Genomic DNA, 15,180 nt, shown 5'->3' with positions numbered 1-15,180 from the left:
TGGCTGCACCCATGGCACGACACTCGTCCCCTCTCCACTCCACCGCCGCGCGCGCCCTGATCGCCGTCGCGACCGCCTCGGCCGCCCTGGGTGCGGGCGCGGCGACGGCGTCCGCGGCCCCCGCGGTGCCACAGGTGGGCCCGGTGAACGGCGTCGGGGGCGACATCACGATCCTCAGGGGCGCCGCGGGCGACCCGCACGGCAACGGCGTCGACATCCCGCTCTCCCAGCTGACCGGCCCGGTCACGCAGACCGGCCCGGTCGGCGCGGTCCCGGCGCTCGAGGGGGTCGCGGGACTGCTGGGCGGCGGCGCGAGCGGCCTGTCCTGACGGCGCGCACGAGAGAGCCGCGTTCTCCCCGGACGGTGGGAGGACGCGGCTCTCGGCCTGCTGGGGCGGACGGGGCTCAGTACGACGAGCCGGACGCGCCCAGAGCGCCCGTCGGGTGCCAGACGGTCTTCGTCTCCAGGAACGCCGTCATCCGGTCGGTCCCCGGGGTTGCCGCCCAGTCGACTTCGTCCACAGGCTGTGGACGAAGAACCCGCTTCAGATTGTCGGCGGCCGCGATCTCCAGCTCCTTCGCCAGGCCGTCGTCGGTGCCGGCGCCCGCGAGGTCGATCGCGTTGACGTCCTGGTGCGCGGCGAGCGGCGTCGCGATCTCCGCCGTACGACCCGACAGGACGTTGACGACACCGCCGGGGAGGTCGGAGGTGGCCAGGACCTCGCCCAGCGACAGGGCGGGCAGCGGGGCCCGCTCGCTCGCGACCACGACCGCCGTGTTGCCGGTGGCGATCACCGGGGCGATGACCGAGACCAGGCCGAGGAACGACGACTCCTGCGGCGCGAGGACCACGACCACACCCGTCGGCTCCGGCGAGGACAGGTTGAAGAACGGGCCCGCGACCGGGTTGCCGCCGCCCACGACCTGGGCGATCTTGTCCGTCCAGCCCGCGTACCAGACCCAGCGGTCGATCGCGGCGTCGACGACGGCGGCCGCCTTCGCCTTCGACAGCCCCTCCGACTCGGCGACCTCGCGGACGAACTGCTCCTTGCGGCCCTCCAGCATCTCCGCGACGCGGTAGAGGACCTGGCCGCGGTTGTAGGCCGTCGCCCCGGACCAGCCGCCGAACGCCTTGCGGGCGGCGACCACCGCGTCACGGGCGTCCTTGCGGGACGAAAGGGGCACGTTCGCCAGCCAGTTGCCCTTCTTGTCGGTCACCTCGTACACCCGGCCGCTCTCGGAACGCGGGAACTTCCCGCCCACGTACAGCTTGTAGGTCTTGAAGACGGACAAACGCGTGTCAGACATCGAGGTACGCCTCCAGGCCGTGGCGGCCGCCCTCGCGGCCGAAGCCCGACTCCTTGTAGCCGCCGAACGGCGAGGTCGGGTCGAACTTGTTGAACGTGTTGGACCAGATGACGCCCGCACGGAGCTTGTTGGCGACCGCGAGGATGCGCGAACCCTTCTCCGTCCAGATGCCCGCCGAGAGGCCGTACGGCGTGTTGTTCGCCTTGGCGACCGCCTCGTCCGGGGTGCGGAAGGTGAGGACCGACAGCACCGGGCCGAAGATCTCGTCGCGGGCGATGGTGTGCGCCTGGGTGACGTTGGTGAACAGCGTCGGCGCGAACCAGTAGCCGCTCTCCGGGAGTTCACACGCCGGCGACCAGCGCTCGGCGCCCTCCGCCTCGCCCCGCTCGACGAGCGTGGTGATACGGGAGAGCTGCTCCTCGGAGTTGATCGCGCCGATGTCGGTGTTCTTGTCCATCGGGTCGCCGAGCCGGAGCGTGGACAGCCGCCGCTTGAGCGACTCCAGCAACTCCTCCTGGATCGACTCCTGGACGAGCAGCCGGCTGCCGGCGCAGCAGACCTGGCCCTGGTTGAAGAAGATGCCGTTGACGATCCCCTCCACCGCCTGGTCGATCGGGGCGTCGTCGAAGACGATGTTGGCGCCCTTGCCGCCCAGTTCGAGGGTGAGCTTCTTGCGGGTGCCCGCGACCGTGCGCGCGATCTGCTTGCCGACGGCCGTGGAGCCGGTGAAGGCGACCTTGTTCACGTCCGGGTGCGCGACGAGGGAGGCGCCCGCGTCGCCGTATCCCGGAAGGATGTTGACGACGCCCTTGGGCAGTCCCGCCTGGCGGCAGATGTCCGCGAAGAAGAGCGCGGAGAGCGGGGTGGTCTCGGCGGGCTTCAGGACGACCGTGTTGCCGGTGGCCAGCGCGGGGGCGATCTTCCACGCCAGCATCAGCAGCGGGAAGTTCCAGGGGATGACCTGGCCCGCGACACCCAGCGGGCGCGGGTCCGCGCCGAAGCCGGCGTGGTCGAGCTTGTCGGCCCAGCCCGCGTAGTAGAAGAAGTGCGCGGCGACCAGCGGGAGGTCCGCGTCGCGCGTCTCCCTGATCGGCTTGCCGTTGTCCAGCGTCTCCAGGACGGCCAGCTCACGGCTGCGCTCCTGGATGATCCGGGCGATGCGGAACAGGTACTTGGCGCGCTCGGAGCCGGGCAGCGCCGACCACGTGTCGAAGGCCTTGCGGGCGGCCTTCACCGCGCGGTCCACGTCCGCCTCGCCCGCCTGGGCGACCTCGGAGAGGACCTCCTCGGTCGACGGCGAGACGGTCTTGAAGACCTTGCCGTCGGCGGCCTCCGTGAACTCGCCGTCGATGAACAGGCCGTAGGACGGGGCGATGTCGGCGATCGAGCGGGACTCGGGCGCCGGGGCGTATTCGAAGACAGAAGCCATGGTGATCAGTCCACCGTCACATAGTCGGGGCCGGAGTAGCGGCCGGTGGCCAGCTTCTGACGCTGCATCAGCAGGTCGTTCAGAAGGGAGGAGGCGCCGAAGCGGAACCAGTGGTTGTCGAGCCAGTCCTCGCCCGCGGTCTCGTTGACCAGCACCAGGAACTTGATCGCGTCCTTGGACGTGCGGATGCCGCCGGCCGGCTTCACCCCGACCTGTACCCCGGTCTGGGCGCGGAAGTCGCGCACCGCCTCCAGCATCAGCAGGGTGTTCGCCGGGGTCGCGTTCACCGCGACCTTGCCGGTGGAGGTCTTGATGAAGTCGGCGCCCGCCAGCATGCCGAGCCAGCTCGCGCGGCGGATGTTGTCGTACGTCGACAGCTCACCGGTCTCGAAGATGACCTTGAGGCGGGCCGCGGTCCCGCAGGCCTCCTTCACGGCCGTGATCTCCTCGTGCACCTTGCCGTAGTCGCCCGCGAGGAACGCCCCGCGGTCGATGACCATGTCGATCTCGTCGGCGCCCGCGGCGACGGCCTCGCGCACGTCCGCCAGCTTCACCGAGAGGGGGGCGCGGCCCGCGGGGAAGGCGGTGGCGACCGAGGCGACCTTCACGGTCGAGCCGGCGACGGCCTCCTTGGCGACGGGCACCATGTCGGGGTAGACGCAGACGGCCGCGGTCGGCGGGGCCGTGCGGTCCGTCGGGTCGGGGCGCACCGCCTTGGCGCCGAGCGCCCGGACCTTGCCCGGGGTGTCCGCGCCTTCCAGCGTCGTCAGGTCGACCATGGAGATCGCGAGGTCGATCGCGTACGCCTTCGCGGTGGTCTTGATGGAACGGGTGCCGAGCGAGGCTGCGCGCGCCTCCAGGCCGACCGCGTCGACGCCGGGCAGCCCGTGCAGGAAGCGGCGCAGCGTGCGGTCGGACGCGGTGACGTCCGTCAGTGCGTGAGCTGCGGAGGGTGCATTCGTGGGCATGGTCACCAGACGAGCATATCTACGCGCGTAGCGGCTGTACAGCCCGAGAGGCCGGATCGCTGCGCGACTGCGTCGCGGTCTCACCGTGACGGATCGCGGTGGTGACCGGGCGATCGGTCGGGTGCCGCAGGCGTACGGCACAATCGCAGGCATGACGACCCCCGACCACGAGTCACCAGCGCCGCAGCCCCCCACCCCGGGGCAGAAGGACCGTATCTACAGGTCACCCGCGGGCATCGCCGCAGGTGTCCTGCTGCTGGCCATCGTGGCCTGGCTGGGCATCGACGCGATCGTCTCCGGCCACGACCGCACCCCGTGGCTGGCGCTGGCCGCGATGATCTTCCTCGTCCCGCTGGTCGCGGCCTTCACCCTGCGCCCCGCCGTGTACGCGAACGAGGAGCGGCTGCGCGTGCGCAACCCCTTCCGCATCGTCACGGTGCCCTGGGGAGAGGTCGTCTCGCTGCGGTCCGGCTACTCCAACGAGGTCGTCGTCAAGTCCGGCCGCAAGTACCAGCTGTGGGCCGTCCCCGTCTCCCTGCGGGCACGGAAGAAGGCGGCCGCACGGGACGCCAGGGCGAACGCGCGGCGCGCGGCCGAGGCACGGGGTGAGGGCGGACGCCGTACCGGCGGGCTGGGCGGGGGGTTCGGCTTCGGCTTCGGCGGAATGACGCGCGGCGACGTCGACGTCGCCGACGGCCCCGCCCGCGCCGAGTCCGACAAGGTCATGGACGACCTGCGCGAACTCCTGGAGACCAAGGGCGAGTCGGATGCGGCCCGCGGCGAGGTGACGGTCCGCTGGGCGTACGAGATCGCGGGGCCTGCGGTGGCGGGGGCGGTGCTGTTGGCGATTCTGGTGGCGACGGGGTGAGCGGGGCGCTCTGACTGGGCGGTGGGCCGGGGGCGCGTGCGGCCGCGGCGACGTCTTGGTCGGGCGCACGGTGTGGGCCTGGGTGCGGCGGGGTGGCGGCCGGGGGCCGGCCGCACCGTTGACCACGGGCTGGCCCCGGGCGGTAAGGGTCACAGGCGCCGGTGCGGTGCTTGGTGCGGGGTGGTCGCAGCGGGCGTGTGTCCGTCATGGCGGCGGCGGGCCGTGGCGGCGGGCTGGGTGCCGTGGGCCGTCGCCCGTTACCAGTACGTTCGGGTCGGGACGGCGTGGCGCCGGGACCGGGGCGGTCGTGGGTGTGCCGGCCGCGCGTTCGTCACGCGTGCGGGCGCGGTAGTGGGCGGGTTGCGCCGTGCCCCGTTGGCCGTGGGCTGGCCGCGTGTTTGTTGCGAGTGGGGTGAGCTGGTCGCGTCGTGGCTTGCTGCCTGTGGACCCAGGCCGGGACAGCGGGGCGGAGGCGTCCGTGCGGTCGTGGCGGTGGGTCGGCAACGGCCCGGGTGTGCCCGGTGCGGAGTGGGCCGGGCACACCGATCGGCCGGCAAAGGCGTCAGATTCCGGCGGCGTTCGACAAGTCCCGCTTGATGGCCGTGAGGCGGTCCCTTGCCGTTGTGCGGGCTACCGGGAGTTCGGTGTGCGTCGCGACCGGGATCACGACCTCCAGGTAGCACTTCAGCTTGGGTTCCGTGCCGCTGGGGCGGACGACGACTCGAGCGCCGTCGAGGGTGTAGCGCAGGCCGTCGGTGGGCGGGAGGCGGTCGGTGCCCTGGGTGAGGTCCTCGGCCCTGGTGATGGCGAGGCCCGCGAGCTGCGTCGGCGGCTGTTCGCGCAGGCGGCGCATCGCTGCGGCGATCAGGGAGAGGTCCTCGACGCGCACCGAGAGCTGGTCGGTGGCGTGCAGACCGTGTTCCACCGCGAGGTCGTCGAGGAGGTCGAGGAGGGTGCGGCCCTCCTCCTTCAGCTGCGAGGCCAGTTCCGTGATCAGCAGGGCCGCGGTGATGCCGTCCTTGTCGCGTACGCCGTCCGGGTCCACGCAGTAGCCGAGGGCCTCCTCGTAGCCGTAGCGCAGTCCCTCGACGCGGGCGATCCACTTGAAGCCGGTGAGGGTCTCCTCGTACGGCAGCCCCGCCTTCTCGGCGATCCGGCCGAGGAGGGAGGAGGAGACGATCGACTCCGCGAAGGTGCCCCGGGCGCCGCGCCGCACGAGATGCGCGGCGAGCAGCGCGCCGACCTCGTCGCCGCGCAGCATGCGCCAGTCGCCGCCGTCCCTGACGGCCACGGCGCAGCGGTCGGCGTCCGGGTCGTTGGCGATGATCAGGTCCGGACCGGCCTCCCGGGCCGTCGCGAACGCCAGGTCCATGGCGCCCGGCTCCTCCGGGTTGGGGAAGGCGACGGTGGGGAAGTCCGGGTCGGGCTCGGCCTGTTCGGCGACCAGGACCGGCTCCGGGAAGCCGGCCCGGGCGAACGCGGCGAGGAGGGTGTCCTTGCCGACGCCGTGCATCGCCGTGTAGACGGTGCGGGCGGTGCGAGCGGAGCCGGGCGCGAGGACGGCGTCCGTACGGGCCAGATAGGCATCCGGTACGTCCTCGCCGAGGACCTCCCAGCCCGCCTCCGGGCGCGGTACGTCTGCCAGGGCGGCGATCGCGTCGATCTCGGCGGCGATCTCCGCGTCCGCGGGCGGCACGATCTGCGAGCCGTCGCCGAGGTAGACCTTGTAGCCGTTGTCCCGGGGCGGGTTGTGGCTGGCGGTGACCTCCACGCCGGCGACCGCGCCGAGGTGCCGTATGGCGAAGGCGAGGACGGGGGTGGGCAGCGGGCGGGGGAGTACGGCGGCCCGCAGTCCCGCGCCCGTCATCACGGCCGCCGTGTCGCGGGCGAAGTCGGCGGACTTGTGGCGGGCGTCGTAGCCGATGACGACGAGTCCACCAGCCTGGCCGTGCTGCTTCAGGTACGCCGCGAGGCCCGCCGCCGCCCGGATCACGACCGCGCGGTTCATACGGTTCGGCCCCGCCCCGAGCTCACCGCGCAGACCCGCGGTGCCGAACTGGAGGGTGCCGGCGAAACGGTCGGCGAGCTCCGTGACATCCCGGGCCTCGATGAGCTTCGCGAGCTCGTCGCGGGTCTCCGGGTCGGGGTCCTCGGCCAGCCAGGCGTGGGCCCGCGCGAAGAGTTCGTCGTGCACGGTCGGTCAACCTCTCGTTCGGTTTCCGGTGGACAGGCCCGGGGAGCGGCCCCCGGCGACAGTGCTCACAGCCGCCCGAGCACCTGGGCCAGCAGCGAGCCCATCCGCGTCGCGGAGTCGCGGCCCGCCTGCAGGACCTCCTCGTGGTTGAGCGGCTCGCCCGTCATGCCGGCGGCGAGGTTCGTCACCAGGGAGATACCCAGCACCTCTGCGCCCGCCTCGCGCGCCGCGATGGCCTCCAGGACCGTCGACATGCCCACCAGGTCGGCGCCGATCACCCGGGCCATCCGGATCTCGGCCGGGGTCTCGTAGTGCGGGCCGGGGAACTGGGCGTAGACGCCCTCCTCCAGGGTGGGGTCGATCTCCTTGCACAGGGCGCGCAGCCGCGGCGAGTACAGGTCGGTGAGGTCGACGAAGTTGGCGCCGACGATCGGGGAGGTCGCCGTGAGGTTGATGTGGTCGCTGATCAGCACCGGCTGGCCGGGGCGCATGCCCTCGCGCAGGCCGCCGCAGCCGTTGGTGAGGACGATCGTCTTGCAGCCAGCGGCGACGGCGGTGCGGACGCCGTGTGCGACGGCGGCGACGCCGCGGCCCTCGTAGTAGTGCGTACGGCCCAGGAAGACCAGCGCCCGCTTGTCGCCGGAGCGGTACGAGCGGATCCTGCCGCCGTGTCCCTCCACCGCCGGGGGCGGGAAACCGGGCAGCTCGGTGACCTGGAACTCGGCGTCGGGTGCACCGAGGGCGTCCACGGCCGGTGCCCAGCCGGAGCCCATCACGAGGGCGACGTCGTGGGTCTCGGCGCCGGTCAGTTCGCGCAGGCGCGCGGCGGCGGCGTCGGCGGCGGCGTGCGGGTCGCCCTGGATGTCGTCCGGAAGAAGAGATGCGTTCACGCGCACGAGAGTAGCCGGTCCGGGCCTACGCGCGTAGATGACAGAGCGTACGGGATGGCGATCGTTGTCTTGTCGTTTCCAACGAAACCGCGGGACGGGCCGACCGGTCACTCCTCGGCGATCAGGACGTCCTTGTCGTTGAAGACCTCGACGATGAAGATGAGCAGGCGGCCCCGGCTGACCGTGTACTCCACGAGGATGTTCTGGGTGAGCCGGATCGTGCGGTCGTCGCCGGTGGAGCTTATGGGACGTGACACCGAGAGGAAGGGGTCACGGGCCAGCATGGCCATGCCCTTGTCGAACGCGTTGCGCTGCCGGTCGTCGAGCCGGTCCCGGGCCTCGGCGGCCTGCACCGTGTAGTAGATGTCGTACGTGGTGGGGGCCATACGATCTCCCGTTGCCTGCGTCGATGCTCCAAGTCTAGGAGCCGTTCGCCTCAGCAGGGGCGCTTGCGTAGTTCCATCACGTAATCGTGTGGCGCCCCGGCGGATTCCGCCGCGTCCGCGATCTCGCCGAGGTAGCGCGCCGCGGGCAGTCCGCCCTCGTAGCCGTCGAGGACGTAGGTCCAGGCCGTCTCCTCGCCGTCCAGGGTGTGCACCCGCACCTTCATCCGGCGGTAGATGCCGAGCCCCACGCCCTCCCAGCGGTCCATGGACTCCTCGTCGAGCGGGGCGATGTCGTAGAGCGCGACGAAGACCTGGCTGAGCGGGTCCTCGACGATCGTCGCCAGTGCGCCCTCCCAGCCCATGTGCTCGCCCCCGAACGTCAGCCGCCACTCGTTGAGCCAGCCGGTGGCGCGCATGGGCGAGTGGGGAGCGCGACGGGTCATCAGCCGCGCATCGAGGTTGCCGGCGTACGCGGCGTAGAGCGACATGCGTCGAGGGTACGGCAGCGGGCACGTGTGCCCCGCCCGTATCAGAGGCCCCTTGCGAACCCATTGCCTCGCCCCCGGGCAGTAGCACCTCGGGGAGTGCGGGACAATGGGGTACGTGACTCGGATCGTGATCATCGGTGGCGGACCCGGCGGATACGAGGCGGCCCTGGTGGCCGCCCAGCTCGGCGCGGAGGTGACCGTCGTCGACTGCGACGGCCTGGGCGGTGCGTCGGTGCTGACCGACTGCGTGCCGTCCAAGACCCTCATCGCCACGGCGGAGGTGATGACCACCTTCGACTCCTCGTACGAAGAGCTCGGCATCATCGTGGCCGACGACACCCCGCCGCTGGAGCAGGCCGCACGGGTCGTCGGCGTGGACCTCGGCAAGGTGAACCGCCGAGTGAAGCGGCTCGCCCTCGCCCAGTCGCACGACATCACCGCCTCGGTCACCCGCGCGGGCGCCCGGGTCATGCGCGGCCGCGGCCGCCTCGAGGGCATGCAGGCCCTCGACGGCTCCCGCAAGGTCGTCGTCGCCGCGGCCGACGGCACCGAGGAGACCCTCACCGCCGACGCCGTCCTGATCGCCACCGGCGGCCACCCGCGCGAGGTGCCCGACGCCCTGCCCGACGGCGAGCGCATCCTGAACTGGACGCAGGTGTACGACCTGACCGAGCTCCCCGAGGAGCTCATCGTGGTCGGCTCGGGTGTCACCGGCGCCGAGTTCGCCGGCGCGTACCAGGCCCTCGGATCCAAGGTCACCCTCGTCTCCTCCCGCGACCGCGTGCTGCCCGGCGAGGACCCGGACGCCGCCGCCGTCCTGGAGGACGTCTTCCGCCGCCGCGGCATGAACGTCATGGCCCGCTCCCGCGCCGCCGCCGCCAAGCGGGTCGGCGACCGGGTCGAGGTCACCCTGTCCGACGGCCGCGTGATCACCGGCTCGCACTGCCTCATGGCCGTCGGCGCCATCCCGAACAGCCAGGGCATGGGCCTGGAGGAGGCGGGCGTCCGGCTCCGCGAGTCCGGGCACATCTGGACCGACAAGGTGTCCCGCACCACGGCTCCCGGTGTCTACGCCGCCGGTGACGTGACCGGCGTCTTCGCGCTCGCGTCCGTCGCCGCCATGCAGGGACGTATCGCCATCTACCACTTCCTCGGCGACGCGGTGGCCCCCCTGAACCTCAAGACGGTCTCCTCCAACGTCTTCACCGACCCGGAGATCGCCACCGTCGGCTACTCGCAGGCCGATGTCGACAGCGGCAAGATCGACGCCCGCGTGGTGAAGCTGCCGCTGCTGCGCAACCCGCGCGCGAAGATGCAGGGCATCCGCGACGGCTTCGTGAAGCTGTTCTGCCGGCCGGGCACGGGGATCGTCGTCGGCGGTGTCGTCGTGGCGCCGCGCGCCTCGGAACTCATCCATCCGATCTCGATCGCGGTCGACAACAATCTGACGGTCGAACAGATCGCGAACGCCTTCACCGTGTACCCCTCTCTTTCGGGGTCGATCGCGGAGGTCGCGCGTCAGCTGCACACGCGCAAGACGGGCGGGGAGTTCTAGCGGCCGGCCCGGCCGAAACCGACTCCTCGCTGGTCACGGGGAGTTGTCGAGCATGCGTGCGGCATAGGCGGGGCGATTAGGCCCTATACCACTTCTCGCCCTCCTGTGCGAACAACTTCTGTTATTCGGCGCAAACTGCTGAAAGCAGACGGTCGTTGGGGTTACTGTCAGTTTCGTGTTCGCTGCAGAACGTCGCCAATTGATCCTCGAAATGGTGCGAGCGAACGGGGCCGTGTCGCTCCGTGAGCTCGCCCGCGTCGTCCAGACCTCCGAAGTGACCGTACGGCGGGACGTGCGCGCACTGGAGGCAGAAGGACTCCTCGACCGCCGGCACGGCGGTGCGGTACTGCCGGGCGGATTCACGCGGGAGTCCGGCTTTCCGCAGAAGTCACATCTCGCGACCGCCGAGAAGACGGCCATCGCCGACCTCGCCGCGGGCTTCGTCGAAGAGGGCGAGGCCATCGTCGTCGGGGCGGGCACCACCACACAGGAGCTGGCCCGCCGGCTCGCCCGGGTGCCCGGACTGACCGTCGTCACCAACTCCCTGCTGGTCGCCCAGGCGTTGGCCCATGCCAACCGCGTGGAGGTCGTGATGACCGGCGGCACGCTGCGCGGCTCCAACTACGCCCTCGTGGGCAGCGGTGCCGAGCAGTCCCTGCAGGGGCTGCGGGTGTCCAGGGCCTTCCTGTCCGGGAGCGGGCTCACCGCCGAGCGTGGGCTGTCCACGTCCAACATGCTGTCCGCGTCCGTGGACCGGGCGTTGGTGCAGGCGGCCGCGGAGGTCGTCGTCCTCGCCGATCACACCAAGCTCGGTACGGACACGATGTTCCAGACCGTGCCGACGGATGTGATCACGCGGCTGGTGACGGACGAGCCTCCGGCGCATGACGACCGGGCCTCGACCGAGTTGCAGGCACTCGCTGACCAGGGGGTGCAGATTGCGGTCGCCGGCTCTTCCTCCGGGGGTTCGGGTGGTGATTCCGTCCCCCCGCGTCAGGGGCGCCGTGATGTTGCTCTGCCGGGGCCTCGGCGGGGGGCTTCTGGTCTTAGGACCGCTGCGGTGCTGGGGGAGGCCTCTGCGGGGGCTGAGCGGGGGCGGGTTGCTGATATGCGGCGTCGGTAGCTGCGCCGGTTCGCCGTCTCGCCGTGGGGGTTTGTGTGCGTGCGCGGCTGATGGTTCGTGGGGGTTGTTCGCGCAGTTCCCCGCGCCCCTCAGGGGGTTGCTGCCAGGCCCTTCAGTGTCAGGTTCAGTAGGCGGTCCGCCACGTGTGGGTCTGTTGGGGATTCCTCTGCTGCCAGGGCGATGGCGTGGGTGAGTTGGAGGAGGTCCTGGATGGCTACGTCCGGGCGGACCTTGCCTGCCTGTTGGGCGCGGGTCAGGAGGGCGTCGCCGGCCTCGCGGATGGGGGCGCTGCAACGGGACAGGGCCGACGTGGTGTCGGAGGAGACCGACATCAGCGCGCGGGACAGGCCTCGGTACTCGCTCGCGTGCGTGACCGTCTCGCGGAGCCAGGTCACCAGGGCCGTGCAGGGCTCCGGGTGATCGAGCAGCTCGCGGGAGCGGGTCAGCAGGTCGCCGACCGCGTCCTCGAACACGGCGCTCAACAGGGCGGAGCGGTTGGGGAAATGACGGTAGAGGGTGCCGATGCCGACGCCCGCGCGACGCGCCACGTCCTCCAGGGACGCGTCCGTGCCATGGGCGGCGAAGGCGGACCGGGCCTCGGCGAGCAGCCGCTCGTAGTTGCGGCGGGCGTCGGCACGCATGGGTCGCGGCGGCACGGGCGTCACTGCCGTCCCGCCCTGTGCTGCCGTACTGGCCGACGTCGTGTCCACCACGCCTCCCACCTGCCCTCGTGCGCGCCCCCTTGTGCCTCCAGGATGCCATCGAGGATGTGCGAGCGGGCTTCCCCGGGCGCGTACAGGTCGTAACGTCGTCTCAGGCGGGAGCAGCGCCAGGGGAACGGGATGGACATCAGCGGTGCGGACGCGCGTCGGGTGCTGGCGCTCGTGGAGGACCTCGAGGAGTCCGACTCCGTCGAGGAGTTGCAGGAACGGGCCCTGCCCGAACTGCTGGCACTGATCGGTGCCGACGCGGCCCAGTGCTACCGGCTCTCGGTCGACGGGGCGGGCCTGGCCGCCCGTTCGCTGCCCCCGGAGTCCTTCCACGAGGACCCGATGGTCATCTACGACCACCCCATCGACCATCCGCTGACCGAGATCATGCTGGAGACGCCGACCCCTGAGGCCTGGCGGGTCAGCGATGTCGCGGGGGACCTCCAGTGGCAGCGCACCCACTGCTATAACCTGGACTTCCGCCCCTTCGGCCTGCACCGGCACCTGGTGGCCTCGGCCGGCTCCGACAGGGTCGAGGTCGCGGGGTACGCCCTGGTCCGCTCGGGCGAGGACTTCACCGAACGCGACCGCGACCTCTTCGGCTTCGCCCAGCTCCAACTCCACGTCGCACAAAGGACGGTGCGCGAGCGCGAGCAGCTGCGCGCGCTCGCCGCCGTGGCCCTGCGGCTGGCCGGCGGCCAGGAGCGCGGCGTCGCCGCCCTCGACGAGCACGGCCGTCCGCAGGCCCTCAACGCGGTCGCGGCCGGACTGCTCGCCGTCGTAGGGGCCGATCCGCGGCTCGGGCGGCCCGAGTCGTTCACCGCGCGGGACATCGAGGTGCGCTACGTGCCCCCGGCGGGTCCCGGGCTCACCGGTCTGCTTCTGTTGCGCGACCTCGCGCGGGGGCGTGCGATCGCGCGCCGGTTCGGGGTCACCGACCAGGAGCACCGCACGCTCCTCCACCTCGACGAAGGCCGTACGGCGACCGAGACGGCCCGGCGGATGGGCCTGTCCCCGGTGACCGTGCGGGGCTATATCGCCGCCCTGCACCGCAAGTTGGAGGCGGGACACACGGCGGCGCTGCTGCGCAGGGGGCGGGATCTCGGGCTGATCGGCGACTGAGGACACACGGGGACGCTCGAGGACGCACGAGGACGCACGAACCGGAACGCCTGCGACGCCCGGCCGAATGCGATATGTCGCGACCCGTCAGTATTGACGGATGGTGGTGCTGCCGGTGCCGCCGCTTCACTGATCTCAGGCGCTTCGCGACCAACGCCTCGGGGGAACGGGGGACGGGGGAACGGGGGCACGGGGGAAACAGCGAAGCGCCCGGCGGGATGACTGCTCCAGACCGCCGGGCGCCTCGCGAACTTCCCGGTGTCAGTCCTTGATCTCGCAGATCGCGGCGCCGGAGGTGAGGGAGGCGCCGATCTCGGCGGACAGGCCCTTGATGGTGCCGGACTTGTGCGCGTTCAGCGGCTGCTCCATCTTCATGGCCTCCAGGACGACGACCAGGTCGCCCTCCTTGACCTCCTGGCCCTCCTCGACGGCGACCTTGACGATGGTGCCCTGCATCGGGGACGCGAGGGTGTCGCCCGAGGCGACCGGGCCGGACTTCCTGGCCGCGCGCCGCTTGGGACGGGCACCGGCCGCAAGGCCCGTACGGGCCAGCGACATGCCCAGCGAGGACGGCAGGGAGACCTCCAGGCGCTTGCCGCCGACCTCGACGACGACCGTCTCCCGGCCCGGCTCCTCGTCCGTCTCCGCGTCGGCGGGGGCGGTGAAGGGCTTGATCTCGTTGACGAACTCGGTCTCGATCCAGCGGGTGTGGACCGTGAACGGCTCGGCGCTGCCGGTCAGTTCGGGGGCGAACGCCGGGTCCTTGACCACCGCGCGGTGGAACGGGATGGCCGTGGCCATGCCCTCGACCTGGAACTCCTCCAGGGCGCGGGCGGCGCGCTGCAGGGCCTGCTCGCGGGTGGCGCCGGTGACGATCAGCTTGGCCAGCAGGGAGTCCCAGGCCGGGCCGATCACACTGCCGGACTCGACGCCCGCGTCCAGGCGCACGCCCGGGCCGGTGGGCGGGGCGAACGCGGTGACCGTGCCGGGAGCCGGCAGGAAGCCCCGGCCCGGGTCCTCACCGTTGATGCGGAACTCGAAGGAGTGGCCGCGCAGTTCGGGGTCGCCGTAGCCCAGTTCCTCGCCGTCGGCGATGCGGAACATCTCGCGCACCAGGTCGATGCCGGCGACCTCCTCGGTGACCGGGTGCTCCACCTGCAGACGGGTGTTGACCTCCAGGAAGGAGATCGTGCCGTCGAGGCCGACCAGGAACTCCACCGTGCCGGCGCCGACATAGCCGGCCTCCTTGAGGATGGCCTTGGAGGAGGAGTACAGCTCGGCGACCTGCGCCTCGGACAGGAACGGTGCCGGGGCCTCCTCGACCAGCTTCTGGTGGCGGCGCTGCAGGGAGCAGTCACGGGTGGAGACGACGACCACGTTGCCGTGGGTGTCGGCCAGGCACTGGGTCTCCACGTGGCGGGGCTTGTCGAGGTAGCGCTCGACGAAGCACTCGCCGCGGCCGAAGGCGGCGACCGCCTCGCGCACGGCCGACTCATACAGCTCGGGGACCTCTTCGAGGGTGCGGGCGACCTTCAGGCCGCGACCGCCGCCGCCGAAGGCGGCCTTGATGGCGATCGGCAGGCCGTGCTCCTCGGCGAAGGCGACGACCTCCTCCGCGCCGGACACCGGGTCCGGGGTGCCGGCCACCAGCGGGGCGCCGGCCCGCTGGGCGATGTGCCGGGCGGCGACCTTGTCGCCGAGGTCGCGGATGGCCTGCGGCGGCGGGCCGATCCAGGTCAGCCCCGCGTCGATCACGGCCTGGGCGAACTCCGCGTTCTCGGACAGGAAGCCGTAGCCCGGGTGGATGGCGTCCGCCCCCGACTCACGGGCGGCGCCCAGGACCTTCTCGATGTCCAGGTAACTGGTGGCGGGGGTGTCACCGCCCAGGGCGAACGCCTCGTCCGCGGCCCGGACGTGCAGAGCGTCGCGGTCCGGGTCCGCGTAGACGGCCACGCTCGCGATCCCGGCATCCCGGCAGGCCCGGGCAACGCGGACAGCGATTTCGCCACGGTTGGCGATGAGCACCTTGCGCACGATTGAGGCTCCCTCCTTGAAACAAGCCGAGTTTAGGGACTGGCTACACGGCACTACGACCCGTCCCCAATGGTGAGCTTGCCCACACGGAGCGTGATACGAGGC

The 15,180-nt window shown here is 71.7% G+C and carries 14 protein-coding genes; 5 read left to right on the top strand and 9 right to left on the bottom strand.

Features of this window, described 5'->3' with window-relative positions; genetic code table 11:
* The first annotated feature begins 11 nt into the window (after positions 1-11).
* On the top strand, positions 12-329 hold the full coding sequence (locus MQN93_RS07280) for a hypothetical protein (RefSeq protein ID WP_242708804.1): 318 nt from the start codon (positions 12-14) through the stop codon (positions 327-329).
* Between the two features lie 76 nt (positions 330-405).
* On the opposite strand, the gene MQN93_RS07275 is transcribed toward MQN93_RS07280, so the two are convergent.
* Genes MQN93_RS07275 through deoC form a run of 3 tightly spaced genes read right to left on the bottom strand, consistent with a single transcriptional unit; the run spans position 406 to position 3,705 of the window.
* On the bottom strand, positions 406-1,308 hold the full coding sequence (locus tag MQN93_RS07275) for an aldehyde dehydrogenase family protein (RefSeq protein ID WP_242708803.1): 903 nt from the start codon (positions 1,306-1,308) through the stop codon (positions 406-408).
* Positions 1,301-2,737 carry an aldehyde dehydrogenase family protein gene (locus tag MQN93_RS07270; RefSeq protein WP_242708802.1) on the bottom strand — a complete coding sequence of 479 codons (1,437 nt, stop codon included), beginning with the start codon at positions 2,735-2,737 and terminating at the stop codon, positions 1,301-1,303. Before MQN93_RS07270 ends, MQN93_RS07275 begins: the two co-directional genes overlap by 8 nt.
* A 5-nt stretch (positions 2,738-2,742) precedes the next feature.
* Positions 2,743-3,705 (bottom strand): deoxyribose-phosphate aldolase, encoded by a 963-nt coding sequence (deoC, locus tag MQN93_RS07265; RefSeq protein ID WP_016434844.1) that lies wholly within the window; start codon positions 3,703-3,705, stop codon positions 2,743-2,745.
* 151 nt (positions 3,706-3,856) lie between these two features.
* Here deoC and MQN93_RS07260 point away from each other — a divergent pair, with 151 nt between their 5' ends.
* Positions 3,857-4,573, top strand: coding sequence for a PH domain-containing protein (locus MQN93_RS07260; protein ID WP_242708801.1), 717 nt, complete (start codon positions 3,857-3,859; stop codon positions 4,571-4,573).
* Positions 4,574-5,135: 562 nt separating this feature from the next.
* On the opposite strand, the gene MQN93_RS07255 is transcribed toward MQN93_RS07260, so the two are convergent.
* From MQN93_RS07255 to MQN93_RS07240, 4 genes are all read right to left on the bottom strand, one after another.
* Positions 5,136-6,767 (bottom strand): phospho-sugar mutase, encoded by a 1,632-nt coding sequence (locus MQN93_RS07255; protein WP_242708800.1) that lies wholly within the window; start codon positions 6,765-6,767, stop codon positions 5,136-5,138.
* 65 nt (positions 6,768-6,832) lie between these two features.
* Entirely contained in the window at positions 6,833-7,657 is an 825-nt protein-coding gene (locus tag MQN93_RS07250) for a purine-nucleoside phosphorylase (protein ID WP_037782742.1), read from the bottom strand.
* 107 nt (positions 7,658-7,764) lie between these two features.
* Positions 7,765-8,043, bottom strand: a complete 279-nt coding sequence (locus MQN93_RS07245) for a hypothetical protein (RefSeq protein ID WP_242708799.1) — start codon at positions 8,041-8,043, stop codon at positions 7,765-7,767.
* A gap of 50 nt (positions 8,044-8,093) precedes the next feature.
* Positions 8,094-8,531, bottom strand: coding sequence for a gamma-glutamylcyclotransferase family protein (locus MQN93_RS07240; RefSeq protein ID WP_016434849.1), 438 nt, complete (start codon positions 8,529-8,531; stop codon positions 8,094-8,096).
* Positions 8,532-8,637: 106 nt separating this feature from the next.
* Between MQN93_RS07240 and MQN93_RS07235 the strand changes: the two genes are divergently transcribed.
* Together MQN93_RS07235 and MQN93_RS07230 are read left to right on the top strand one after the other, a co-directional pair.
* Complete coding sequence (locus tag MQN93_RS07235) at positions 8,638-10,086, top strand: NAD(P)H-quinone dehydrogenase (protein WP_016434850.1); 1,449 nt, start codon at positions 8,638-8,640, stop codon at positions 10,084-10,086.
* A gap of 175 nt (positions 10,087-10,261) precedes the next feature.
* Positions 10,262-11,209: a DeoR/GlpR family DNA-binding transcription regulator gene (locus tag MQN93_RS07230; RefSeq protein WP_078516630.1), complete on the top strand. Its 948-nt coding sequence runs from the start codon at positions 10,262-10,264 to the stop codon at positions 11,207-11,209.
* Positions 11,210-11,298: 89 nt separating this feature from the next.
* Here MQN93_RS07230 and MQN93_RS07225 read toward each other — a convergent pair whose 3' ends face one another.
* Positions 11,299-11,850 (bottom strand): TetR/AcrR family transcriptional regulator, encoded by a 552-nt coding sequence (locus MQN93_RS07225; RefSeq protein ID WP_242708936.1) that lies wholly within the window; start codon positions 11,848-11,850, stop codon positions 11,299-11,301.
* Between the two features lie 201 nt (positions 11,851-12,051).
* Here MQN93_RS07225 and MQN93_RS07220 point away from each other — a divergent pair, with 201 nt between their 5' ends.
* On the top strand, positions 12,052-13,041 hold the full coding sequence (locus tag MQN93_RS07220) for a helix-turn-helix transcriptional regulator (RefSeq protein ID WP_242708798.1): 990 nt from the start codon (positions 12,052-12,054) through the stop codon (positions 13,039-13,041).
* Positions 13,042-13,302: 261 nt separating this feature from the next.
* On the opposite strand, the gene MQN93_RS07215 is transcribed toward MQN93_RS07220, so the two are convergent.
* On the bottom strand, positions 13,303-15,075 hold the full coding sequence (locus MQN93_RS07215; protein ID WP_242708797.1) for an acetyl/propionyl/methylcrotonyl-CoA carboxylase subunit alpha: 1,773 nt from the start codon (positions 15,073-15,075) through the stop codon (positions 13,303-13,305).
* Positions 15,076-15,180: the final 105 nt, after the last annotated feature.

The sequence above is a fragment of the Streptomyces spinosisporus genome, assembly GCF_022698145.1.
GTDB classification, from domain to species: domain Bacteria; phylum Actinomycetota; class Actinomycetes; order Streptomycetales; family Streptomycetaceae; genus Streptomyces; species Streptomyces spinosisporus.
Note: the sequence above shows the minus strand (reverse complement) of the source record. Positions and strands in the feature narration are given on the sequence as shown.

What these genes read in the sequence shown, in the direction of transcription:
- MQN93_RS07280 (WP_242708804.1), top strand. Translation starts at nt 12, where the DNA reads ATGGCACGACACTCGTCCCCTCTCCACTCCACCGCCGCGCGCGCCCTG.
- MQN93_RS07275 (WP_242708803.1), bottom strand. Translation starts at nt 1,308, where the DNA reads ATGTCTGACACGCGTTTGTCCGTCTTCAAGACCTACAAGCTGTACGTG.
- MQN93_RS07270 (WP_242708802.1), bottom strand. Translation starts at nt 2,737, where the DNA reads ATGGCTTCTGTCTTCGAATACGCCCCGGCGCCCGAGTCCCGCTCGATC.
- deoC (WP_016434844.1), bottom strand. Translation starts at nt 3,705, where the DNA reads ATGCCCACGAATGCACCCTCCGCAGCTCACGCACTGACGGACGTCACC.
- MQN93_RS07260 (WP_242708801.1), top strand. Translation starts at nt 3,857, where the DNA reads ATGACGACCCCCGACCACGAGTCACCAGCGCCGCAGCCCCCCACCCCG.
- MQN93_RS07245 (WP_242708799.1), bottom strand. Translation starts at nt 8,043, where the DNA reads ATGGCCCCCACCACGTACGACATCTACTACACGGTGCAGGCCGCCGAG.
- MQN93_RS07240 (WP_016434849.1), bottom strand. Translation starts at nt 8,531, where the DNA reads ATGTCGCTCTACGCCGCGTACGCCGGCAACCTCGATGCGCGGCTGATG.
- MQN93_RS07235 (WP_016434850.1), top strand. Translation starts at nt 8,638, where the DNA reads ATGGGGTACGTGACTCGGATCGTGATCATCGGTGGCGGACCCGGCGGA.
- MQN93_RS07225 (WP_242708936.1), bottom strand. Translation starts at nt 11,850, where the DNA reads ATGCGTGCCGACGCCCGCCGCAACTACGAGCGGCTGCTCGCCGAGGCC.
- MQN93_RS07220 (WP_242708798.1), top strand. Translation starts at nt 12,052, where the DNA reads ATGGACATCAGCGGTGCGGACGCGCGTCGGGTGCTGGCGCTCGTGGAG.